The sequence below is a fragment of the Paenibacillus dokdonensis genome (assembly GCF_004916975.1).
GTDB classification, from domain to species: domain Bacteria; phylum Bacillota; class Bacilli; order Paenibacillales; family Paenibacillaceae; genus Paenibacillus_AQ; species Paenibacillus_AQ dokdonensis.
Window position 1 is genome coordinate 732,830 of record NZ_STGQ01000003.1, and the last position, 24,153, is coordinate 756,982.

Here is a 24,153-nt window from a genome sequence, read left to right on the forward strand (position 1 = left end):
AGGGATGTCCCTCTTTCTCCCGCATGTCTTCCGATTCCCGCCGGGACAAGCTTCGCTATTCCAGAACCAGCCTTGCTTCGGGTGCCGACGTTCTGTATCTGCTCTGCCGCATCTGCCTTACGATCATCTGGTGCGGGTAGCGTCTCGTATTCGATTGGCTAGTGCTTGTCGTACATTTCCAGCTCGTTGATCGCGAAGTTACCCCATTGCAGGTTAGCCGCTTGGATCTTGAGACGGAATTTCGACGCGGTCGTCCGGGCGAAATCCACCGTCTGCGCTTCGTTCGTCTGATCGCCGTACTTCCAGGTCCACAGGATGCCCTGCTTGAGCGGTACCCAAGCCGTGCCATTATAGTATTCCAGGTCAAGCTTGGTAACGCCCTGACCCGTCCCGAATCTCGTCACCACCTTCAGTTGGTTGGCCGTGACGGATTTCGCGCCGAAATCCAGCGTGATCTCGTTCGGGAACGTCACACCTTTCGCTACGCTGGACCATGCCTTGTCATATGATCCATCGGTCAGGCCCTTGGTGGAGCTGCCGGACAGCGTTGCCACGGACGCGGTAACGGTCGCAAGCGGCGCCAGGTTCCCCGGGTCTGGTCCGGGCGGCTTCGGCATCGGCGTGATCGGAGCCGGCGTATAAGTGATCGGCGTCTTGCCGGTGGCCGGCGGCACCGTTCCCTGGTACTCGAATGCGCCGATATCCGGATCGCCGTTATACAGCGGGTTGCCAAAGTAGTCGCGGCCGCCGTTGTCCGCAATCGGAACGCCTGCGCCGATGAGCGGAGAATCGCTCTGCAGCTGGTATCCGTTCACCGTGTTCATACCAGTGCCGCCGCTTCCCGGATTGACGAGCTTCGGATTGGCGGTGACCTTGTGGGCGTCGGCGCTGACAAGCGTTTTGCCGCCGTAATAGGCATTGGAGTCGAAGGTCTGCCCCGTTAGGGTCCAGCCCTTATCACCGGTGCTGTAGTAAACGTTATTGTAGTTTTTGATGTTCTTCGGGCTGCCCGAGGATTTCGTGAAGTAATCGCTCATGACCGGGTTTCCGGAAGCCGCGCCGACGTACACCGTATTGTTGTAGTTGAGCACCGTGTCGATCGATCCGCTGTAGCGGAAAATGCGGGCTTTGTCGTTCTGGCTGATGTTGTACCGCACGATCGTGTTGATCGTGTTGTAGGTGTCGTTGACGTACAGCATGAACCCGCCGGCGTTGTCGTGGCTATAGTTGTACTGTACGAGCGAGCCGAGGTTGCCTGCATCGACGTCGAAGCCGGTGCCGTCCTCAGAGCCGTTTTTGGCCGCGAATGATTCGTTGTACTGCACCACGTTGTTGTCGGCGTAAGCCCACCAGATCGACGCGTTGGTCGCCAGGTACGTCGCTTCCTGCACCGTGTTATGTTCAACGACGGCGCCGTCCGTGACGTTCCAGGCAATGCCCCCGGTCGCGGCCCGTACGACGGTGTTGTTCGAAATTTTCACTTGGGTGGAAGGCGTCCACGCCCCGTAAGGCTTCGGTACCCATTCCCACAGGTCGCCCATGCCGTAGCGCAGGATGCAGTTCGAGCTGATATAAATGCCGTACGCGTCCACGTCGGTCAGCGTATTGCCGTCGATCAGCACATCGTGGAAGGCGCTTGGCACCCAGGAACCCACGGAATCGAAAATGATTCCGCCCGAACGCGTCGTATAGACGCCGTCCACGTCATGGATGTTCAGGTTTTTGATGTAAATATGGTTCAGAATGCCGCTTTCTTCATTGAGGATGTAGACCCCGCGGCGTTCCCCGCGCGCACCCTTCCAATCGCGGGAAAATGGCTCCGGCGATGGGTTGGTCACCTCAAGGTTGTTGATCTCCCAGTACTGCTGATTTTTCAAAAAAACCGTCTGCAGTTCGCTCGTGACCCCGGCGATCAGCGGCTTGCCGCCGGACCCGTACTTGTCGATGACGATCGGACTGCCGTCCGCGCCCGAGCCCTTCGGCCACAGCTGTCCCTGCCAGGAGCCCCCGGCTTTGAACAAAATATGGTCGCCCGGCGCGAACGTCGTCGTATTGATCTTGTCCAGGCTCTTCCACGCCTTGTCCGGGTTCGTGCCCGCGTTGCCGTCATTGCCCGCGGCGTTGTCCACGTAGTAGGTCGTTCCTGATGCCCCGTCGGCCTTGACCGCAGCATCGGTGCCAACCCAACCCGTGACGAGCAGCAAGGCTGTCAGCACGCTGAATGCTTTTCTGGCTGTCCTTCTTAACATGAGCTTGTATCCTCCCTCGATTCATGTTTGGCGAATGCGGCATGTGGTGCTCCGCTCCGCCGTATGTAATGCCTCACCGGTAAGTGAAGCGTTTACAAAAATGTCGGGTAATGCTTTCGTCTAGTCCTGGACGTTCCATTGCTCATAAAGCGATTCGTTGACCTTCACCTCGGCTGCGGCCAGCTTCTGCCGAATCCGTTCCTCGTACTGCCGGTCGATGTAATCCTGCTCCACCTGATCCTTGATATCCTCATACTTGCTAAACGCCGATCCCGGTTCGACTTTCTCCGTGCACTTCAGCAGATACAGGCTTCCATTCTCCTCGACGATGCCGCTCGTCTCCCCGGCTTTCATTCTGGCAGCCGTCTGCGCCACCGGGCTTCGCGCGTTTTGACGGTCGTTCGCGAGGTTAAAGCTCAGCTCCTGCACAGCTCCACTGTCCGAGTATGCGCGGGCGATCCCCTCGAATGCCGCGCCCTGCTTCAGCTTCGCCTCCGCTTCCCGCAGCTTCGCAGCCGCCTGCTTCTTCCTGGCGGGATCTGCTTCATGGTCTGCATTCAAAAAAGACACCGACAGGCTGAGCACCCGGGCCGAGCCGGGCGTCTGGTACAGCTCCTGCTTATGCTGCTCTTAAAAAGCTCTCAGCGTCTGCTCCTCCGCATGGCTGCGCAGATCCGCGAGCATGCCCCGCTTCACCGCCGTGGTCGCGTTCGTCATCATATATTCGAAATAGGTATCCTCGTTATATTGGACAGGTCCGTAAATGACCTCATGATTGGCGACGGCCTTCGCGCGCCGGGCATTTTCCTGCTCCAGCTGTCGCAAAAAGCCGGTATAGCCGATGTCCCCGAGCGCATCTTCGTCTGCTGCGATCCGCTGCCGGATTTTCATGCGAATGGCATCGTCCATCGCTGTCTGCTTCAGCATCCGAAGCGGCACCTCGCCCCCGAAGGAGCTCGTCCAGAATCCGGCTGTCTGCGCCGCGCCGTATTTGTCGTGATAATAACTCAGCACCCCGGACATCTGCCGCCGCGCCGCTTTCTCAAACTCCGGCAAGGCGATCGGCATGCCGTCCACCGTCGCGATGGCTTCGCTGCTGCCAGCGACTTCCTCCTTTGGCATCAGCTTCTCCTTGGCCAGCGCCGCCGAAGCGCATACCGACAGCACCAAGCAGCCGGCAACGGCCCATATGTACTTCATCCGTGAACGTCCCGATTTTGCCATGAAACGCACCGCCTCCTGGAAAAAGCCTCATCGTACCTCGTGTTGTTCAAATTGTAGTTCTGTTGCCGGAGGCGGCGCAATTTTAAATTGTTGACATAGGGTTTAGATATTTTTACTAGTTGGGGGGGGAAGGGAGAGGGCGTTGTAGATGGATAACATCTACGGTCTTATCTGGAGAAAGGATAGGGCTTAAGAGCGATGCAAAGAGCGTTTTTCGCAGCTTTTAACGTATTGGGACGGGGTAAGAGAAGTGATCTTTTTAAATACTCTTGCGAAATAATTGGCATCATTAAACCCTAACATAAAGGCGAGCTCAGTAATGCTATACTTCCCTCTGACTAAATATAGTTTGGCATTTTCGACTCTCATCCGGTGGATGTACTCAATCACATTCATGTTGGTTTCCTCTTTAAACTTTCTGGACAGATGGGTGGAATTCACATGAATGGCATCGGCAATCTCCTGTAAGGTCAAGGGATGATCCAGATAAAAATGAATATAATCCACCGCCTTCTTCACGATGGAACTGTAACTTCGGGTCGAATAAGTATGCGCCAGTTCGCAATACTCATTCACGATTTGGATCAGCATCGAGTTGCTCTGATGAAGAGAAGAAACCCTTTCGATCAAAACCGAGAATTTCGCGGATAAATGATGAATGAATACGGGATGAACGCCGCCCTTCTCGGCAGCGATTCTGCAAAGCGTGTTTAACACCAGCAGGCTGTTTTTGACAGCGCGAATCGGCTGACCCGGAAAACGATTCAAAAATAAATCGAGAGGGTTCGGTTCCTTGGTGATCAAACGGATTACCTTCTTGTCTCCCTTCGAGATGAGATCCAGCATGATCTTCTCCCCTTCGTACCTCTCCTCGATGATGCTGTTGCTTTCAGCAAGGATTTCGGTTCTGTCTTCCATAGGGAGGGGCCTCGGCTGCAGCGCGATCTCGTGTGCCTGAATAGGCTCCACATGAGACAGGCGGATAAGCAAATCGCCCAGTGCGTCCTTTTCCTTTCCGGAAATCACCGGAAGCGACTCGTAAAATGCCCATAAAGATGTCCGCTGACCGATCGGCAGTTGATGAAGGGCCATGATCGAGCTCATGGAGTCCATTGAAGGAATGCCCGACAATATGTCCTACCGCAATGGATCCGCAGAATTCCCCCTTATCCCAAATGCCTGCCGCGATATACCCGAGATCATAAGCATTCACGTAATGAATAAAACGATTCGAGGGATGATTTTCAAGACTGCCGTTTATGACGGAGAAATCCTCATGGAGATACTGCAGCACGGCCGGAATTTCATGATGGACCTGCTGAACGAGCATCGTCCCGTCCAGATTCGTGATTCGCACATCCATTTTCGTGAGCGTATGGATCATGAAGCCGATTTTTTGGAAATGGTTATGAAAAGCCTCAAGGATCTGATTCATGTCTGTCTCCCCCTTCACGATTCAAAATGAATCAAAAATGTGCTATTAAAGAAAAAATCATGCGATACCCAAGACCTTAGAACTAATATAATTCAATAAAAGCGCTTTCACAAGCTTGCGATAGTAAGCGCTTTATCAACCAAGGGAGGTCTTGCTGTGCGAAAGACATGGAATCTTAACCAAGGCTGGAAATTTTCAAAGGAGGATGACGAAGGTGCAATTCTTGCTGCCTATCCGAACGAAAACTGTGAATCCGTCGATCTTCCTCATACTTGGAACGCGATTGACGGAGCGAACGGTTTCGAATATTTCAAAGGAGCTTGCTGGTACCGCAAAGAGTTCACCGTCCCATCCCGTGAACAGGGCAATACAATTTTCATCGAATTTCATGGGTCCAACAGCATAACGGATGTTTATGTTAACGCCATCCATATCGGCCATCACAGAGGCGGGTACTCCATCTTCCGCTTCGATATTACGGACGTGGTCAAGTTCGGCCAAACCAACGTACTGGCTGTAAAGGTCGATAATACGGTCTATGACGATGTTTATCCCCAAATGGCCGACTTTACGTTTTTTGGCGGAATCTATCGGGATGTTAATCTCGTGATCGCGAACCCGGTACATTTCGATTTGCTCGATTATGGTTCCCAAGGCATTTATATCGTCCAGGAAGACGTCACGAATGAACAGGCGGCCTTAAGCATCAAAGCCAAGATTAAGAATGACCGGGACGAAGAAAAGAAAGTAAGGCTATGGGTGGATCTTCTCGATCATCGCGGAGAATCCGTTGCCTATACGGCGCAAGAAGTCGTTTTGGCGGCCGGAGAAACAAAGGAAGTCGCGATCCCTGCCGTGATCAATAATCCTATGCTATGGAACGGTCGCAAAAATGCCTATCTCTATCAAGCCAAGGTGTCCTTAACCAGCTTCAACGATACGATCGACGAGGTTTCCATTCCTTTCGGCGTACGATATTTCAGGGTAGATCCGGAGCAAGGCTTCTTCTTGAACGGCGAGCATCTTCCTTTGCACGGCGTCTCCCGGCACCAAGACCGCAAAGACATGGGCTGGGCCATCACGAAACGGGAACATCAAGAAGATATGGAACTCATCAAAGAAATCGGTGCCACTTCGATTCGCTTGGCTCATTATCAGCATGATCAATATTTCTACGATCTTTGCGACCAAGAAGGCATGGTCATCTGGGCGGAGATTCCGTTTATTTCGGTCATGTCGAAAACCGAGCTCGAAGGCATCAACGCCAAGCAACAGATGATAGAGCTCATCCGCCAGAACTTCAACCATCCGTCGATCATGCTATGGGGAGTACAGAACGAAATCCAAATCGGCGGCGACAGGCCGGAAGTCCGAAGATTGGTCAAGGAATTGCATGAGCTGACCAAAAGGGAAGATCCGACTCGTCTGACGACCATGGCGAATGTCAGCTTCGTCGAAATGGACGATGAGTACAACTATATTACCGATACGATCGGATATAACCACTATTTTGGCTGGTACGGCGGAAAAGCGGAAGACTTCGAAGGCTGGCTGGATCGTTACCATAAGAAGAATCCGAACGTCAATCTTGGCATCTCGGAATACGGCGTCGAAGGAATCCTGCAATATCACAGCAACGAACCGAAGGTGAAGGATTATACGGAAGAATATCATGCGCTCTTGCATGAAAAGGTTTGGAATATTTTTGCGAAGCGCCCTTACCTCTGGGGGACCTATGTGTGGAATATGTTCGACTTCGGCGCCAACATCCGTAATGAAGGCGGCGTGAAGGGAAGAAACAACAAAGGCTTGGTCACGTATGATCGTAAAATCAAGAAAGACGCCTTTTATCTATACAAAGCAAATTGGTCGGATCGCAAGTTCGTCCATATTGCCGGCAAACGTTTCGTTGACCGGCCGGATTCCGATATCAACGTAAAATTGTATTCGAACTGCGATGAAGTGATCTTGCATGTTAACGGCGTGGAAATCGCTGCGAAATCGGGCGACAATCATATCTTCATGTTCGAGAATATCCGTTTGCAGGACGGCTTGAACGAGATCAAGGCGGTTGCGAAAGCGGACGGAGAAATCTATCAGGATGTCGCCAGATGGAGCAAAATTGCCGAGCCCAACCTCAGCTATGTAGCTCCGGAAAGTAAAGGCGGCGTTGTATCCAACTGGTTCAAGGTGCCGGAGGATGCCCACGACGACATTGAAGTGGAGGAGCTCGAGATTACGGCGGACGTTTATTCGACCCGCGATACGATCGGCGCGCTGATGGCAAACGAACAATCGAATGCGGTGCTGAAGAAGTTCATGGGCGACTTAAGCGAGAATCCGATGTTCGACATGTTGAAATCGCTCAAGATCGATATGCTTGCGTCCCTGTCGGACGAACTCTCCGATAAATTCCTATACCGGTTAAATAAAGAATTAATCCAAATTAAGAAGTGAAATAAAGAAGGAGAGTGCAAGTATGCCCAATACGGCTCTAAGAAGCGATGCGCCCCCCTCGGTCGGTCAAGACCGTCCGTTCGGGTGGCGAGATAAATTCGGTTATTTGTTCGGCGATTTGGGAAACGACTTCTTCTTTATTCTCACCAGCTCTTTCTTAATGGTATTCTACACGGATGTGTTTCATATCAGCGCGGCGACGGTCGGCATCCTGTTTCTGATCGCCCGTTTGTGGGATGCATTCGCCGATATGGCCTGGGGGCGATTCATCGATACGCGAAAGGCAGCCTCCAATGGGAAGTTCAGGCCGTGGATTATAAGAATGTCCCTGCCGCTCGTCGTATCAGGTGCGTTGATGTTCGTCTCCATTCCGGGCATGTCTAACGGGTTCTATCTCGCATGGGCCTTCGTGACGTATATCGCATGGGGAACCTTATACAGCACGGTGAATATCCCTTACGGTTCCATGGCATCCGTAATCACCAATGACCCGGTCGAGCGTACGACGTTATCCACTTGGAGAACGATGGGCGCCATGTTAGCCGGCCTGGTCATTGGTGTGTTGGGGCCGATGATCGTGTTTGTGGATAATAAAATTTCAGCCGATCGCATGTTTATGGCCGCGATGGTGTTCGGAGTGCTGGCATTATGCTGCTATCTGGCATGCTATAAGCTGTCGAAGGAACGGGTCGTCGCGCCCGAAATCACGAAAGAAAAAGTGAATTTGAGCAGCACGATGAAAGGTTTGATCAAAAATAAACCTTTAATTTCGATATTGGCCGCCTCGCTCATTATGCTCGTTTGTACGATGCTTTCTGGTACGGTAAACACCTATTTGTTCAAAGATTACTTCGGAAATACCTCTGCACTAAGCGTGGTAGGCTTAGTCCAGATCGCCGCTACATTCCTTGCGATTCCGTTAGCGAAGCCGCTGGTTGCCCGGTTCGGAAAGAAGGAAGTCGCGTCGATCGGTATGCTGCTCGCCTCCATCTCATACTTCATCATCTTTCTCTTACCGGAGCCTACGCTGATGCAGTACATCATCATGTCCGGGATCGGCATGTTCGGGATGGGTTTCATGAGCATCGTATCGTGGGCATTCGTTACCGACGTGATCGATTATCATGAATTCTTGACCGAATTACGCGAGGACGCGACCGTATACGCGCTCTATTCTATGGCAAGAAAAATCGGCCAAGCTATTGCAGGAGGCATCGGCGGATTCGCCATCGCAGCCGTCGGTTATAACTCAGCTATCGAGAAACAGACGCAAGAGACATTACATGGCATCTTCTCTCTGGGGACTTTAGTACCTGCGATTATATATTTGGTGGTATTCCTCGTCCTTATGTTCTTGTATCCGCTGAACAAGCAGCGCACGAACCAGATGGCTTATGATTTGTCGGCAAGGAGAAATAGGCGGTAGAGCCATGTTTGCATCCCCTCCATCCCAAATTCGGCTCCCGCTTCTAGGAGCACTGAGCAGTGTACGGCGACCACTGGTGCTCACTCAACTTTAGTTAAAAGGCGTCTAGTCGTAAAAAAGAGAATGTCCCCCTACGGGACATTCTCTTTCATATCTATTATTTCGACTTGCTCTTCGTGTGGGCGAACGGTCTTCTATGGCCCGGTACGCAATTATACCAGGCGGACTGTTGCAGAAGCCGCTCGATCAACACGGCAACCCCGGCTCGAGTAACCGCTGCTTTATCGCTTCACTCCGCTTTTTCCAATAAGGTCTCTGTGTTCAGCGTAAAGCCCTCGATAACAGCATCTTCGTCAACCTCAATCATAATGCAGCGTTTGCCTTGAAAACTCACCTGTTTAATATACCTTAAATCCTGCGGGCTGATCGTAATCGTGGCTACCTTGGTATCGATCTTGATCGATTTGGATGTGAATTTCGGGATCACGCTGTTCGCCTTTAGTTCATAGTTCTTATCGTCAACGATGGTCTCGAACGCCCGTTCCACGGCTTCCTTGGTCACATTGTCTACGCCGCTTGCGGTCAGCACGCGCTCCACATCGGTATAATCCAGCTTCGCGGGTTCTTCCTCATCCTGGTGGGATTCAATCACATGATGAATCTCTTCGTACACATGCGCGATCGTGGCGGAGTCCAGCTGTTCACCCGCCACTTCCTTCACGATGTCTTCAAAGATCGCCCGTTCTTCCATGGCCGTCACGGACCGTTCTGCGTTCAACACCTCGGAGATGAACCGCTCATTCGGATCATTCGATTTCCCAGTAGCATATAGAACCCGGTTCACGTCGGAATAATTGTCCGTCACACTGGGAAAAAAGAACCCTTGCTCCGGTGTGCTGAGCTTGATAATCGGATCTACTATGATATTGTACTTATACTCTCTCTCCACATAGTCGAACAAGAGCGCCTTCCGCTGCTTCTCCGTAGAGTTCACGCTGCATAGAATGAACGGATGTCCGAACACTTCGTCATTCCCTGTCTCCTCGGCTTCATCATTCCTCGCCTTGGTCGGCCGGTAGTATTGTCCGCGTACGAACGTAATAACCGTATCCCGTTCATACCTCGCATCCGCCATCATTTTGTCCACGAGCAGCAGCATCAGATCCTGCCACTCCTCCGGATCCCCCGTCTGCAGAGCTTGGTGAAGCAGCACCCGCGAAGGGTCTTTCTGATCTTCCGCTTCCTCCTTGAACCTCAGCTCGAACAGCTTATGATCCAATTCGCCGGTCAGCAGCTTTTTGAAATTCCCCATGTACAGCTCCTGCTTCTCCCGGTCCACGAGCTCAAAGGGATTCCGCTCCCAGTGATAAATTTCGTTCGTTTCCTTCATAATGTACACGTTAAGAATATCGTAAATATTCATCAAATGATTATCCAGCTTAAACTGCTTGCGTATGTGCGCGACTTCTTTCTTGTTCATGGTTCGTTAGACAACTCCTAGAAAGTAAATTGGCTTTATAAGTATAAACGATATAAAAACCCATCGCTATATAAATTGAACTAGAAACAGGGAAGGAAATTCGCCTGTATCCCATAGGGAATACAGGCGAAGCGAGGTGAAACTCTAGTTCATTTTATAATAGTAGGGTTCCTTTAATCTCAACATGTACTGCGCCGTAGTTCATAAAAATACTGCACAATCGGATGCTTTAACTTCATCTTCCCGGACATGTTTAAAATTCGTTTTTTTCCAACCCGTCTGTCCACCAAAGCCAGAATATTCAATAAGATATCCTTGCTCTCCATGCTTTCTTCTATAGAAGCAGCTAAAAACTTAGTAGCTGTAGCCACAAAATTAGATTTGCTTAATGAAGCCTGTGCCGTCAATAGCTCCTTTGCATATCCTGATATTTTTCTGTTTCTTGCAATGACTTTTAGACGATCCTCTGGAACGTTCCCCTTGGTATCCTTTCTGACCGCTTCCATTTCCTCATCGCTGATCGGAATTTGAATATCAGGGTCATTCTTAATCTCCTGCTCCGCCCCATACCATCTGATTGAACTGGTTCGATCACTCATCCGGAGTACATCCTTTTTATCTACCGAAATATAACAAAGCCCTGCTTTATCAGGTAAATAACGATACCCCGTTGCACGGTATTCAACCCTTCCATCTAACGCAGGACAGAGAAAACTCTCCAGCTGCTGCTTTAATTTACTCCAGGACATGGTTCCTCCTATATATCTCGTTTCATTGCGCCTACAGTTCAGTATGAATAACCCCCTGCCAAAAAACAACCCATAAAAATTGCTTAAAGGGTAAGCCCGTATTTGCCAGTCGCGTGGTATTCCACATAGGCTCTCCGTTACAACATCTGCTATATATTTAATCTAGACGATCAAATCCCGATCTCTCGCATCTTCTCCGTTACTACCTCGATCCTTCCGTCCATGTCCATTCCTTCATACTTCGGAAGCTTCAGCTCGCTTACGATGGTTCCATCCCGCATAAACATAATACGCTCTGTCCGCGCCGCAACCTTGGCGTCATGAGTTACAAGCATCACGGCCGTACCGTCCGCATTGATTTCAGATAAGATGTCCATAATCTCTTGAGCGGATTGTGAGTTGAGCGCACCCGTAGGCTCGTCTCCGAAAATAATTCTGGGGCTGTTCATAAGCGCTCTGCATATACCCGCACGTTGAAGCTGACCTCCCGAAACCTGCGTAATATCACGTTTTTCAAGCTCTGCTATGCCTACCCTTTGCATAAGCGATCTGGCCTTCTCCGAAATTTTCGCTACATTTCTCCTGTTGTCCCGCATGGCTGGAAGAATGATGTTGTCAAGGATATTCAGATTGCTCAGCATCGTTGGCTGCTGAAATACAAACCCCATTGTCGTCCGGCGGAGATCTGAAAGCTCATTCTCCCCAATAGCCGATAAATCCTTCCCGTCAACAACGACCTTTCCGCTATCAATGCTGTCCGTCCCGCTGAGCGCGAACATGAGCGTCGATTTCCCCGAACCCGAAGGACCCATAACCGCAACGAACTCTCCCTCGTTTATTTCAATGGATACGCCACCCAGAACATTACGCTTTTCATGGCCCTCACCGAAAGATTTTACGATCCGATCACCGATCATCATCTTCTTCATATGCCTACCCCTTCATACTTTCGGAAATTTTTATTTGGCCTGCACCCGTTAAACCGATGATGGTTGCGATCAGTACAGAGCCGATCATCATGAATGGAATGAGCAGGTATGCAGATAGCGGATGAATCGCAAAAGTAAATGTCGACGCTCCAAAGGAGGAAATCACGGCCCCCGCTAACAGCTCTCCGAGCGTGTTCGCCAGAAGCGTGCCCAGAACAATACCGATGATTAGAACGAAAACAGAACGGGAAATATACTGCGTCCTTATGTCCGAATTCGTAAAACCGAGTGCTTTCATCACGGCAATGGAATATCTGTCTTTCGCGATGAGCAGCTTCATAAACAACAGAGTGATGAGCAGCGTGATCACTAACGCAACTACGATGGAGGCGAAGGATGCCTTTTTGACAGAGCTTATCGTTGTTCCGAACGTCTGTGCAACAAATTCATCAATGTCGGAAACTTTTGCAAAAGCAAACCTGTTCTTATATTCTGATGCTTTTTGGTCAACAAGCGATTGATCCGAAAGCTCCGCGCAAATCACAGACCACATCATGTCTGCTGTGTTATCAGCGAATATAGCCTTTGCGGTTTTACCGCCGTTTGTAATGTCGGAATAAATTCCGCTTACCGTTAATGTTTTTTCTGTACCCTCAGTTGCTAGCGAAATACGTTCGCCGACCTTTTTGCCGAGCTCCTCGGCGTTCAAAGCGGAAAGGGCAATTTCGGTTTCTGCAGCGGGTGCTCTACCCTTGGAATAATAGATAGGGAATACCGAATGATCACCGAGTTCAATTTTTATATTTTCCTCCGATCCGTTTTCCGTTTTTACTTTAAATGTTTTTGTGGTTAAGACGACGTATTTGGAAATAGCACTGTCGTTCTTCATGCTGTTTACGATTTCAGATGTTTTCGCGGAAATATGATCGGTCTGCTGAACATCCATCCGCATATCGTAAGTTCCAATCCCCATATATTGAATGAAGCCTTTTGAAGAAATCGTGTTGTACAGGTTCTGTGGAACAATCATGATGAAGGACGAAATCACGAGAACCACAAGCATTGTAGCGTAAAGTTTTTTCCTTGAAAGAACATCTTTGATACCTAGGAAAACATTGGTGTTAAACCATCTGTTTCCGCTCAAGCGAAACCGCTTTGTACCTGCGCTTGTTTCAGATGAAGTGCCGGAGCGTATGGCTTCTGCAGCAGATAGGGTCCGAAAGCGTCTCAGCACTCCGTTTACATAGGTCATCATAGCAAGGAATATAAGCAGTATACCGATGAGTCCGAACAGCGACGCAAGAGATGAATGTTCACTATCCCCCATATACAGGCGAATATTCTCAAGGAGCATACCTTTAAACATAAGCGAAAGTGCATAACCGATCACACTGCCTACAGCCGCTATTGCCGCGTACTTCGCAAGATAAATATGCTTCATGTCGGAAACCCTGAGCCCTATGGCCTTCATGACACCAATTTCTCTATAATCTTCTTCGATTTTCGCAAGGAGCGTGAAGCGTATGCACATCCATGCGATGGCAACGATCAGAACACTTACAAGAAGGATCACGGCAATCATTATACCGTCAGAAAGTGCGTTGATCATTTTTAACAGCGGATATGTAATGGTTGGTCCGTTTGCTTCAAGTCCTGCGGAAGCATAAGCGGTTTCGAATGTGCCGAGTGCCGACATGTCCTTTAATCTGAACTCTATTAGATACTCCGTGCTGCCAAGGTTTTTTATCTCTGCGTAATCATGTGTGCTCAGAAGAAATCTCTTGGAAGAGGCAAGCGCAGAATTCATCTGCGAATCGCGAAGGAATCCCGCCACAGTAAATTCCTTGCCGCTTACGAATGCCTTGTCACCAATCTTTGCCGTGTGATCTTGCATATAGCTTATTGGAACATAAAGCTCCCCGTCGGAGACATGAATGATGTTGCCGTCCAGATCAAGCAAAAAATCGAATTTTTCATTCTGTATACTGAATCCGTTATCCTGAACGCTATTCGTAAGCGAACGATCACCAAGAATAATTTTAGCGCCATCGATGTTCAAAAATTCGACGACTTGGAATTCATCGACATTACGATTCTGCTCAGCAAATGATGCAAGACGGGCCGTATTCACTTCACCCGAATGCATCTGCATAAAATGCGGAGTTTTAGCTTGTGTCATGAGCATGTCCAGCGCACCTGAAAGATTGACGACGAGGATCGCGGCGAGAGATACAAGCATAGCTGCGGCAGAGACAAATATTATCGTTGCCAGCGTAATCACTTTACTCTTTAACATGTCATTGCGTATGATTCGATAATACATGGGCCACCTCTGTCTTCAGGCTTATGAACTGACTTTAAGTTATACATAAATGTTTCTGAAGCAAGACCACTGCGCACAATAAGTGTTGATGCAGCAGCCGTAAACAATGTGCATATATCAACTGTTATCAGTAGTTTTATTGTCAAACATCTTCATGATGTGCATGAGGCTTCCTTTCTTTACTCCCAACATTCTTTCAATATTGAAGATAAATGCATGCATACGTGCAGCGAGCTCTTCATTCGTCATTTCAATGTAATCATCATCAAAAACCGTATTTGCATAGATCACCACCATCTCCATACACTCATACGGAAACGGTGTGTTAAACAATCCCTGCTCAATGCCCTCTCGGATCACTCCAGCCAGAATAGGTGTAATCCCGCTAATGATGACTCTTTGAATTTTCTGATGCATAAGTGCGTTCTGCGGCTTATGAATATGCTCCATCATTTCTGCGCTGCTTCCGCCACTTATGTTCAATGACATAACGACTTGGATAATACGTTCGACGACAGGTATGCTCTTGTTAGCGGCAATTTCCTGAGCTGCATCTAATAAACGGACCTTATACCGATCAATCAGCGCATCCATAATATCTTCCTTCGATTTGAAGTGATGATATAATGTTCCCCGCGCAATCCCGACCTTTTCAAGAATATCGTTGGTACTTGTCCCATCAAAGCCCTTCTGAAAAAAAAGCTCGTCTGCCGCATCCAGTATTTCGTTTATACGTTCCTCGGCTTCTTTTACAATCCTCATTTTTCATCACCCCTCCCAATAGACCGACTGTCTGTCTGTTATGTTGAGGATAACATGTTATTTTGCTTTGTCAAGAACGTTATATTGTTGTTAGGCGCCGTTCTCTCCATACATTCACATCGTATAATGCTTCTCTCTACCATTTTCGTCCGGCAGTAGAAGAATACGCGCCTGAGCTTTCCTATGTGCTGCCGGATACGAGGAGATCGGGGAAGAAGAGCATCATGCACTTGAAACGATTGAACAATCGCTAACCGAACGCGAGCTGAGGTGCTTGCCCTATTTGTATGCTTTCATCAGCTTGATTCAACGTAACCTTTACTGATAAAAAAAGAACAACCCAAGTTTCGCAGTTGTTCTTCCTATTTATCTTGTTCCTTTACAATGAATACGCCAAAGCACCTGAACGGTTACTGCACCGATCGTTCGAAATATGCAGCAATTCGTCCGGTTTCGATGATTGCAAGCCAAGCTCTCGGTCGATTTCACTGCATATTCTTTTAGGCCATACCGCCTCCCGACCGGACTGTCATCGGCTAGAAGATTCGTGCATCGCTCAGCATGCATCGGCAAAAAGAACGGTCAATATTTCTTGACCGTTCTCCACAACACTTCGCGTATCATATCCGGATGATCAAGATGCCTGTTCATGAAACGCGCCATGTCCTGATTGTCCGCTTCGACGAAGAAATAGCCGTGGGTGTACCTCTGCTCGTTCAACACGCGCCTGCATGCCTGCGCGATTAACGCGATGCCGCGCCCCGTGCGTTGGAAGCGGCGATGGACGAACATCGTCTTGAACAATACGGTCTGCTCATCGAATGATTCGACCAGCATCCAACCGACCACCTCGCCCCGGTGCCGCAAGACCAAACTTCGTTCCGGGTCGATCGAGTCTTCGTCTTCGAAGGGGGAGAAGTTGGGCGGCACCCAGTCGCCCACCCCCTTATGTATAAACATCCGCTCCGCTTGCGTGAGCGTCGTCCACGCAGCCATTTCAAACGAGTCCGGCAACGGAACTCGATCGATAAACGAATAGCTCCGGATGATCTCGACCGGTCCGCTCCAAACCAAGATGCCCGGCTTCGGCGTCTCATAACCGCAATCGACCAGATATGCGGCCGCGCCCGAACTCGGCTCCGCCTGTTCGAGGTACTCGACCAGTACGGTCCGTATGCCTCTTTCTCTCAGGAAGCTTTCCAATGTGCCGAGCAGACGACGGCCGATGCCCTGACGGCGTTCAGATTCCTTCACGGAAACCGACAGCAGATGCGCAACGGCCGAACCTTCCTCCTGTCGCGCCACAGCCAGTCCCACAGGTACCCTAACCGCCCCCTCCACCCGAAACGCCCCCGCCGCAACGAAGGACGACGGATGCTGCTGTAGAAGAAGCCGAGCCTCCGGATTAGCAAACCGCAAGAACGCGATGGGCACAGCCCCGTGAAAAGCTTGAACGACGACCGGCTGCGAATTAGAAAACTGGGACATCGACAAGGACGACCCGATTCGCGGCTTCGTTGTTCGCGTAGTCGTAGATGCCGTTCATGGTGATCCGGAACTTGCTCACAGCTGTCGGCGGTTTGGTTTGATTCATCATGTCAATCCAAGGCTGCGCCATGTAAATGAACAAATCGTTTTCGACCGCTTCGAATTTGGTATACCCGTTCGTTGGATTAAGAGGTACCTGAACCGTGTCCGTAAAATCACCTGATTGCGAGTAATCGACCTGAACGGAAGCTATTGAGCCAATCACACCAGCAATAAAGATCGGCTCATTACTGTTTACCGTGATCTTCGCTAAGTCGGAACCGCTTGCAGACGTCCAGGATCCTCCCGTCCAAGCAGGCGAGATGCGGTCCAGCAAAATCGGCAAGCTGACTTTCCCTTTCGAATTGTTGCCCTCGAACAATTCGAAATCGATAGCGGCCGACGTGGCGGCATAGGCTGAGTCGCTAGCCCTGACGAAGACCCCATACATCCCATTTCCGGATAGGTTAATATCGGTTGTGGTTGCCGTCAACTTAACCTGCCCTCTCTGATTGTTGAGATCAGGTGTGCCATGATCTGTGAGATCATAGACGTAGAAGGATTGGGTACCGGAGTCGTATTTGAACGCTTCTTCCTTGGTACCTCGTTTAACCTTAATTAGGTCTTTGATGTTGCGCTTGGAGTATTGGTACTTCGTCCCCGGTACCGTCTCCCAATAAGAATCGGAGATCGTAACGTCGGTGCTGTTAGCGTTATTGAAAGGGAATTGCGCACCTGGCGCCAACGAGATGGTCAGCTCTTGCGAGTATGCCGTTTGAAAATCGGCGATCGCTTGCGTCAGTGCGTTCAGCGCACTGTTCACCTGCTGCTGGGTCGCTTGTCCGCTGGAACTTACATTCGACGCGGCTTGAATGGCCGCAGTGAACGCATCCCATGCCGCTTGCGTCACTTGGCCCGCGTTATTGCCGACCGTGTGTTGGACGCTGAGCGCGTCGGCTTCGGCAATCTTCGAATTTAGTGCTGTTTTGTCCACGCTCGCTTGGGGGTTGTATGCCGTTTGAAAATCGGCGATCGCTTGCGTCAGTGCGCTCAGCGCACTGTTCACCTGTTGCTGGGTCGCTTGTCCGCTGGAACTTACATTTGACGCGGCTTGAATGGCCGCAGCGAACGCATCCCATGCCGCTTGCGTCACTTGGCCTGCGTTATTGCCGACGGTGTGTTGGACTTTGAGCGCGTCGGCTTCGGCAATCTTCGAAATTAGTGCTGTTTTGTCCACACCCGGTTGAGGGTTACTGCTATGTTGGGGGTTGCTGCTATAGGACTGTACCGGCGCGTTCAGATCGGGATTGGGACCGTTGTTCACGACGGGGAGGCTGGATTTGATTTTATCGTAATCGACGAAGAAGTTTTTCAGCTTCGCGGTGGCTGACACCAAGACGTTGTCCACCTTCGCCCCTTGACCAAGAATAATCTTGACCTGTGTCGGTTCGTTGATTTCGAGCTGTTGAACATGACCTTTTATCTCTAGATAGGATGTGCTTTCACCCACTTGTAGTCTCTTCACGATCGCGTCGGCATCGGTTCCGATCGAGGCTTTCGCTCCCGTAACCAAGACAACTGCGCTAGATTTACCCTTCGCCCTGAACGCAACATCCGAACCTGTCAGTTCCACCAACGTAAACGTTACGTTATCCATATCGAGAGCTGACCCATTGACCGTCAGTTTCCCCGTGGCTTTCATGTTCTTCAGTGCAACCTTGGCATTGGCGACTACGTCTGCGGTCAGTTCCGTATTGTTCGCGTCGAGCACGCTGTCTGCAACGTTCAGTTCCAAGCGCTTCAATCCGGTAATCTTGAACCCGTCACGAGTGAATTCCAGTTTGGAGCCTTTCAATGCCCCGGCGTTATCCGCGTTCAGCACCCCTTGCAACCTATCAGGAACATCATAAGCGATTCCGCCAATCTTGATCGTTCCGCTTCCAATCTGGATTTCCCCTGCCGGCTGATCAACCACGTTGATGATGACGGCGGCGATATCTTGGCGCTTCATCTCTTGCTGCGGGCTGCCGTTCAGTTCCATGTACCCCAATTCGCGGATCGTTTGAACGGCATTCTGCGCCCATGCGCTGGTCAATGCTTTAAGATCGGGAGGCAGATTCTCGCCTTTGCCTTGAGCGTCAATTCCAAGCGCGCGCACCAGAACGACTGCCAGTTGCTCGCGGGTGATTTTGTCATTGGGACCGAAGTTTTTACCGTATCCGTCCATGATTCCGGCTTGACGAATCGCATGGATCGCTCCCGCGCTCCAGCCGGACGGAGATACATCCAAGAAGTCGGAAGACTGCACCGGAGTTATGTCTAGATGAAACAGATTGCAGAGAATCATGGCGAGCTGCGCGCGCGTCAAAGCTGCGTTCGGACGCATGTCCCCGTTCAGGTCGCCCTGCATGAGTCCCAAGAGTCGGACCTGTTGCAGCACATCGGCAGGCGACTCGGCGATAACTGATACATTGTTGGTATCCGCGAAGACCGATATCGGGCTAAACATCGTAGAAAGGGCAATGGTACTGGCGATAATCTTTCTTTTCTTTTTCAAAAATACTGACCTTCTTTCGTTATGATGAACTGTCTATTTAAACTTAGTCAGAGAACGATCCATTCTTCGACAATATAAACGGCTATTCTCTCAAAATCATCACAATCCGAAGGCTTAGAGTGACTTACTTTACAGATTACCAGTCCGTTTGCTTTATTGAATAGTGACGGTTGTCATCATTTTGTCATATGACAAAATGTAATTATTTACCTTTAACTATTCAGCATACGTCAGTCGCTACTTCGAAATGGTTGTCACCTCATAAAAAAGACTGGGGTGAATTGATATGATCCCCATATAGTAGACAGAAAAAAGCAAGCCGATTAATCTGTCAACTATGGGGGGCTATGGGCGAAATGAGAAAAACATATGATGAAAAATTCAAGAAAAAGACACTCGACCTCTACCTTAAAAAAGGGTTGGGATATAAAAACGCAGCACAAGAAATGGGGATTAACGAGTCCTTAGTTCGTCGATGGTGAGACACTTTAAGGAATCCACGTGAATCATAAGCGTGTACGGCGACTTATGAGTGAGTTGGGAATTCAGTCTGTCATACGGAGGAAGGGGCCTTACTATGGCAAGAAAGAGGCTTATGTCATCTCTGAGAATCACTTGAACAGAGCGTTTCATGCAGAGCAGCCGAACCAAAAATGGGTAACGGATATTACCTCACGGCTCTATTGCATGAACCTACCCGTAGTTAAAAAGGCATCCGACCAAAAAGCCGGCTGCCTTTAAATATCTTCATTCAGTTATCGTTTCCCGTTAGTTTTAACCATGAGTTACTATTTCAGGATCATATTAAACTCAGTAGCTCATCACGAAGTTCATAATAAGAATCATTCCACTCCATCTTCGAATAGAAGCGTAATCCTATCAATCCATTATAATACTTAGCCCCAATGAATCTCTCTTTAAAATTCGGTATTTCAATACCCATTTCTTGCTGATAATTCAGGTATATTTGGACCACATCGAGATTCAATAGCTTAACTACACAAACTCAGTCTGACCTAAAAATTAGGCTCGGATCGGGCTTGTTGTGATGCTCCACGCGGAACTTTTCTTACCAGAACGAAATAAGCGAGCATTGCTGCAGTGCTCGTCGCTAAAATAATTACGCCTAGCGGAACGGCGGTGTTTTCACCTGCGATACCAACCAGAGGAGCAACCACCGCACCTAGAAGAAAAGGTATGACACCCAACAGCGCGGCAGCACTTCCCGCCATATTGGCCTGTCTCTCCATTGCAAGCGGAAATGCTGCAGTTGATGTAATACCTATTGAACAAACAAAGAAAAACAGCGGTATGACCAAGGTGAAAAGTGGACCATGGACTACAGCTACCACCAAAACGACGATGCTTGCAAATAAGGCCACACATAGGCCAAATAGCAGAAATGCCTGTTCAGATATACGATGCGCCATCCGCCCCACTAATTGCGATCCTATAATCAAGCTAATGCCATTCGATCCGAAAAGCAATGCGAAAACGGCCGGTGTGACGCCGTATATATTTTGATAGATAAAAGGCGTTCCTGAAACATAAGCAAAGACACCGGCGATCATAATTCCCTGTGCCAGCATGTAGCCGACAAACTGGCGATCGCGCAAGAGAAGCCCGTAGCTCCGCAATTGGTTTGCGAAGTTGGGTGTTTCGCGTCTTTCAGCTGGAAGAGTCTCCTTCAAACGCCATTTTGTCATCGCCAATAAGTAAATTCCCAGCAGGGCCAGTGCGATGAACACGCCAATCCATGTCGTGAACGAAAGAATGCCGCTGCCTGCAATCGGTGCAGCAAGTGGACCTAAATTACCCACGAGCAAAAGCAAAGAGAAAAATTTAGTGAGTTCGTGACCGCTGTAAAGGTCGCGGGCTATTGCCCGCGAGATAACGATTCCTGCGGAAGCGGCAAACCCTTGGGCAAATCGGAATAGTATGAGCAATCCAATATTTGGTGCGAATGCGCAAGCCAACGAGGAGATGATATATACGGCCATGGAAATCAGCAGAGGATTTCGCCTGCCATAGACATCGCTTAGCGAGCCCATAACGAGCTGACCTATGCCTAGTCCAAGCAAACAAGCCGTGAGGCTAAACTGGACGAGTGACGCGCTTGTATTCAAATTTTCTGCGATTTCAGGAAATGCCGGTAAATACATATCAATCGTAAATGGGCCTAACGTCGAAAATAAGCCCAACAACAAAGCCAAGCTAAAAACATTCCATTGATTATTTTTTCTCATTATGAATTGAATCCCCGATTCTAGTATGGTTTCTATTATCTAAGTTTCATCCGCCGTCGGCAATGTACATAGTGTGAGCAGTTCTGCCCGTTAGTGTAACACGGCTGCTAATCGATGCCGGCAGCCGTGTTTTAGTTTATTTATTGAGCTATCGTTTCACGTTAGCTCAACCAGTTGTGCAAAGTAAACCTGAATCTCAAACATGGTGTTTTGTTTATTACTGATTGATTACTCATACATGTGGCGTCGACCCAGGGACTCTCGAGTCTTTTCTACTGAAAAAGACGGCAAAATCCAAATACTTATACATGCAGTCTACATCAAGAAATCCGGCTTCCTCCAACCATATGATTTGATCGTTTAGTTGGGCATTGAAATCCAGCTTTCTTCTTTCCACAGATGCTTCAATGGCCTCACGGGAAAGACCACTGTCGTTAATATGCTCAAGCCAGCGTCGTCTGTAATACTCATCGGATGCAGGATGATTACCGGCCACTTGATCCGCATTAACAAATATACCGCCTGGCAGCAGAGCTTGATGTATCGTAGCAAATAAATGCTGTTTTGCCATATGGGTGAGATGATGGATGGATAACGAAGAAATGACGATGTCAAACGACTCGGTAAACGTATAGTTCGAATAATCTCCGACGATATACCGAATGCTTTCATTATGCTGGAATCGCTGACGTGCCCCCTCTAACATTTTGTCGCTAACATCCATGAGCGTAAGCTCTGCATTGGGGTATTTTTGCAGCACCATGCCTGAAAAAAGCCCGGTACCCGCCCCCAAGTCAAGAATTTTCGGTGAGGCAGCAGCACTTTCAACTAAGGATAGAGCCATTCCGTAGAAATCGTCGAAACAAGGGATCAGTTTTTTTCTTTGCTCGTCATATCCACTCGCGATGGCATCGAACAGCTTTTTGACGGATGAGTCCATAACAACACCTCTTTTTCAACTATTGTAATGGGAAAGCATTTGTTGGTGAAATATATAAATCATATTGAATTAATAGTTATTACCTATAATCACAAAACATAACTTACACAGAAAACGGGTACAGTACGTGGTTCTTTATATCCTGTACGCCGGACAGCAAAACTTCACTAATCTGCCTTTAGCTTAATGGCTGCAGTAAACCGATTAGCATTCATAGATCATCGAATCGGCCATTTCTTGTCCATTCCTGTGGCTAAATATCCCGAAGCAGCGAAGTATTCAACTCCGCTCTTCCCAGGTAACCGCTGCAGATGACAGGGCGGTTAATGATTTCATATATTTTTTTCAGATCCGTAATGTGCTCCTGGCTCCAAGTTTCAAACGATTCGAATTCCTCTTTAGAAATCTGGTGGAATTCCGGTGTGTCGGCGATCCCCGTTAAGACCTCATACGCGTAAATATCATCGCCAAACTTTCCTACAGATTGGTATCTACCTGTTTTTAGACGGATATAATCGGTGTATCTCAAGGTCATCCCCCCATATGTATCATGAATATCTTACAATTATACTAATCTGCCCTTAAATTAAGTACAACACAACCGCAGCCAATAAGGCTAAACACCTCCATAGTGGAACGCAAAAAAACTCCATCCCCTAAGGCATGGAGTTACTTCGCATTATCACACTAATTGAAGCGCAATTGAAGTAAGACATCATTTAACGGTCTCTGCCCTCATCCATATGCCCCGCAAATTCGTCCAGAAGCGTGCGTACTTCATCGGTAGACGCCGTGCTCATCAACTGATTTCTTAGTTCGCTTGCCCCTCTAAACCCTTTGACATAAATCTTGAAAAAGCGATGCAGAGCTTTGAATGGACGGGTCTCTGATTCCTGGGAATACTGATCATGCAGATCCAGCTGTAATCTTAAAAGATCAAGGTATTCGGTACTGCTATGTTCCCTCGGCTCTTTTTCAAAGGCAAAAGGATTTTTAAAAATACCACGCCCGATCATGATCCCATCCACGCCATATTGTTCAGCTAGCTTCAAGCCGGCTTGACGGTCAAGAATATCCCCATTAATCGTGAGCAGCGTATGTGGCGCCACACGATCCCGAAGTTTCTTAATTTCAGGAATCAGTTCCCAATGCGCATCGACTAGGCTCATTTCATCTCTTGTACGCAAATGGATCGAAAGATTAGCTATGTCCTGCTTCAATATATGTGTCAACCAATCCTGCCATTCATCAACCTTGGTGAAACCAAGTCTGGTCTTCACACTGACAGGCAATCCTCCTGCCTTTGCCGCTTGGATGATTTCAGCTGCAACCTCTGGGCGGAGAATTAAGCCGCTTCCCTTCCCGTTGGATGCCACATTATGAACAGGACAACCCATATTGATATCGATCCCTTTATATCCGAGCTTCGCCATATCGATACTCATTTTTCGAAAATACTCAGGCTTATCGCCCCATATATGCGCAACCATGGGTTGTTCATCCTCGGTAAATAATAAACGGCCGCGCACACTATGATTTCCTTCCGGATGGCAATAGCTCTCCGTATTCGCAAACTCTGTAAAAAACACATCCGGTCTTCCTGCTTTACTCACGACATGACGAAAAACAACATGCGTCACATCCTCCATGGGTGCAAGTACAAAAAAAGGCCGGGGTAAATCAAGCCAAAAATTATGGTTCACGTCAAACTCAAATCCTTTCGTATAGATACAGCTTCGAAAGTTGACCCAAATAAGTGAAAGAACGAAATCCCCAATTAGAAATTCGTTCTTTTATATTATACTAATTCCAACCAAGCTACGCCACATGCACCGTAGCAGGAACATAT

General features: G+C 48.8%; 19 protein-coding genes and 1 pseudogene. 4 read left to right on the top strand and 16 right to left on the bottom strand.

Features of this window, described 5'->3' with window-relative positions:
• Positions 1–158: 158 nt before the first annotated feature.
• The 5 genes from E6W40_RS27575 to E6W40_RS29665 form a co-directional block, all read right to left on the bottom strand.
• Positions 159–2,249, bottom strand: coding sequence for a right-handed parallel beta-helix repeat-containing protein (locus tag E6W40_RS27575; protein WP_246073223.1), 2,091 nt, complete (start codon positions 2,247–2,249; stop codon positions 159–161).
• A 120-nt stretch (positions 2,250–2,369) separates the two neighbouring features.
• Positions 2,370–2,819: a peptidylprolyl isomerase gene (locus tag E6W40_RS27580; protein ID WP_168929080.1), complete on the bottom strand. Its 450-nt coding sequence runs from the start codon at positions 2,817–2,819 to the stop codon at positions 2,370–2,372.
• A 60-nt stretch (positions 2,820–2,879) separates the two neighbouring features.
• A complete protein-coding gene (locus tag E6W40_RS27585; RefSeq protein WP_136608775.1) occupies positions 2,880–3,473 on the bottom strand; it encodes a hypothetical protein in 594 nt (197 codons plus the stop codon).
• A 189-nt stretch (positions 3,474–3,662) separates the two neighbouring features.
• Positions 3,663–4,391: an AraC family transcriptional regulator gene (locus tag E6W40_RS27590; protein WP_168929081.1), complete on the bottom strand. Its 729-nt coding sequence runs from the start codon at positions 4,389–4,391 to the stop codon at positions 3,663–3,665.
• Complete coding sequence (locus tag E6W40_RS29665) at positions 4,363–4,908, bottom strand: hypothetical protein (protein WP_168929082.1); 546 nt, start codon at positions 4,906–4,908, stop codon at positions 4,363–4,365. The genes E6W40_RS27590 and E6W40_RS29665 overlap by 29 nt, the downstream gene beginning before the upstream one ends.
• A gap of 156 nt (positions 4,909–5,064) precedes the next feature.
• Between E6W40_RS29665 and E6W40_RS27600 the strand changes: the two genes are divergently transcribed.
• The gene (locus E6W40_RS27600) at positions 5,065–7,365 is read left to right on the top strand and encodes a glycoside hydrolase family 2 protein (RefSeq protein ID WP_136608778.1); all 2,301 of its coding nucleotides are present in this window, start codon (positions 5,065–5,067) and stop codon (positions 7,363–7,365) included.
• 22 nt (positions 7,366–7,387) lie between these two features.
• Entirely contained in the window at positions 7,388–8,791 is a 1,404-nt protein-coding gene (locus tag E6W40_RS27605; protein ID WP_136608779.1) for an MFS transporter, read from the top strand.
• Positions 8,792–9,080: 289 nt separating this feature from the next.
• On the opposite strand, the gene E6W40_RS27610 is transcribed toward E6W40_RS27605, so the two are convergent.
• The 7 genes from E6W40_RS27610 to E6W40_RS27640 form a co-directional block, all read right to left on the bottom strand.
• Entirely contained in the window at positions 9,081–10,271 is a 1,191-nt protein-coding gene (locus tag E6W40_RS27610; protein WP_136608780.1) for a DUF4317 domain-containing protein, read from the bottom strand.
• Between the two features lie 179 nt (positions 10,272–10,450).
• A complete protein-coding gene (locus E6W40_RS27615; protein WP_136608781.1) occupies positions 10,451–11,020 on the bottom strand; it encodes an SF0329 family protein in 570 nt (189 codons plus the stop codon).
• A gap of 170 nt (positions 11,021–11,190) precedes the next feature.
• The gene (locus E6W40_RS27620; protein WP_136608782.1) at positions 11,191–11,949 is read right to left on the bottom strand and encodes an ABC transporter ATP-binding protein; all 759 of its coding nucleotides are present in this window, start codon (positions 11,947–11,949) and stop codon (positions 11,191–11,193) included.
• Between the two features lie 4 nt (positions 11,950–11,953).
• A complete protein-coding gene (locus tag E6W40_RS27625) occupies positions 11,954–14,272 on the bottom strand; it encodes an ABC transporter permease (RefSeq protein ID WP_136608783.1) in 2,319 nt (772 codons plus the stop codon).
• 117 nt (positions 14,273–14,389) lie between these two features.
• Positions 14,390–15,034, bottom strand: coding sequence for a TetR/AcrR family transcriptional regulator (locus tag E6W40_RS27630; RefSeq protein WP_136608784.1), 645 nt, complete (start codon positions 15,032–15,034; stop codon positions 14,390–14,392).
• A 582-nt stretch (positions 15,035–15,616) separates the two neighbouring features.
• The gene (locus E6W40_RS27635) at positions 15,617–16,522 is read right to left on the bottom strand and encodes a GNAT family N-acetyltransferase (RefSeq protein WP_136608785.1); all 906 of its coding nucleotides are present in this window, start codon (positions 16,520–16,522) and stop codon (positions 15,617–15,619) included.
• Positions 16,506–19,118, bottom strand: coding sequence for an S-layer homology domain-containing protein (locus tag E6W40_RS27640; RefSeq protein ID WP_136608786.1), 2,613 nt, complete (start codon positions 19,116–19,118; stop codon positions 16,506–16,508). The genes E6W40_RS27635 and E6W40_RS27640 overlap by 17 nt, the downstream gene beginning before the upstream one ends.
• Before the next feature lie 356 nt (positions 19,119–19,474).
• On the opposite strand from E6W40_RS27640, the gene E6W40_RS30585 reads away from it, so the two are divergent.
• Positions 19,475–19,600 carry a transposase gene (locus tag E6W40_RS30585; RefSeq protein WP_425464965.1) on the top strand — a complete coding sequence of 42 codons (126 nt, stop codon included), beginning with the start codon at positions 19,475–19,477 and terminating at the stop codon, positions 19,598–19,600.
• A gap of 10 nt (positions 19,601–19,610) precedes the next feature.
• A pseudogene (locus E6W40_RS27650) lies at positions 19,611–19,790 on the top strand (IS3 family transposase); the annotation flags it as partial.
• 344 nt (positions 19,791–20,134) lie between these two features.
• Here E6W40_RS27650 and E6W40_RS27655 read toward each other — a convergent pair.
• From E6W40_RS27655 to E6W40_RS27670, 4 genes are all read right to left on the bottom strand, one after another.
• Positions 20,135–21,364, bottom strand: coding sequence for a multidrug effflux MFS transporter (locus E6W40_RS27655; RefSeq protein ID WP_136608789.1), 1,230 nt, complete (start codon positions 21,362–21,364; stop codon positions 20,135–20,137).
• Between the two features lie 232 nt (positions 21,365–21,596).
• Positions 21,597–22,304 carry a class I SAM-dependent methyltransferase gene (locus E6W40_RS27660; protein ID WP_136608790.1) on the bottom strand — a complete coding sequence of 236 codons (708 nt, stop codon included), beginning with the start codon at positions 22,302–22,304 and terminating at the stop codon, positions 21,597–21,599.
• Between the two features lie 253 nt (positions 22,305–22,557).
• On the bottom strand, positions 22,558–22,833 hold the full coding sequence (locus E6W40_RS27665) for a hypothetical protein (protein ID WP_136608791.1): 276 nt from the start codon (positions 22,831–22,833) through the stop codon (positions 22,558–22,560).
• Between the two features lie 190 nt (positions 22,834–23,023).
• On the bottom strand, positions 23,024–23,953 hold the full coding sequence (locus tag E6W40_RS27670; RefSeq protein WP_136608939.1) for a tRNA dihydrouridine synthase: 930 nt from the start codon (positions 23,951–23,953) through the stop codon (positions 23,024–23,026).
• Between the last annotated feature and the right edge of the window lie 200 nt (positions 23,954–24,153).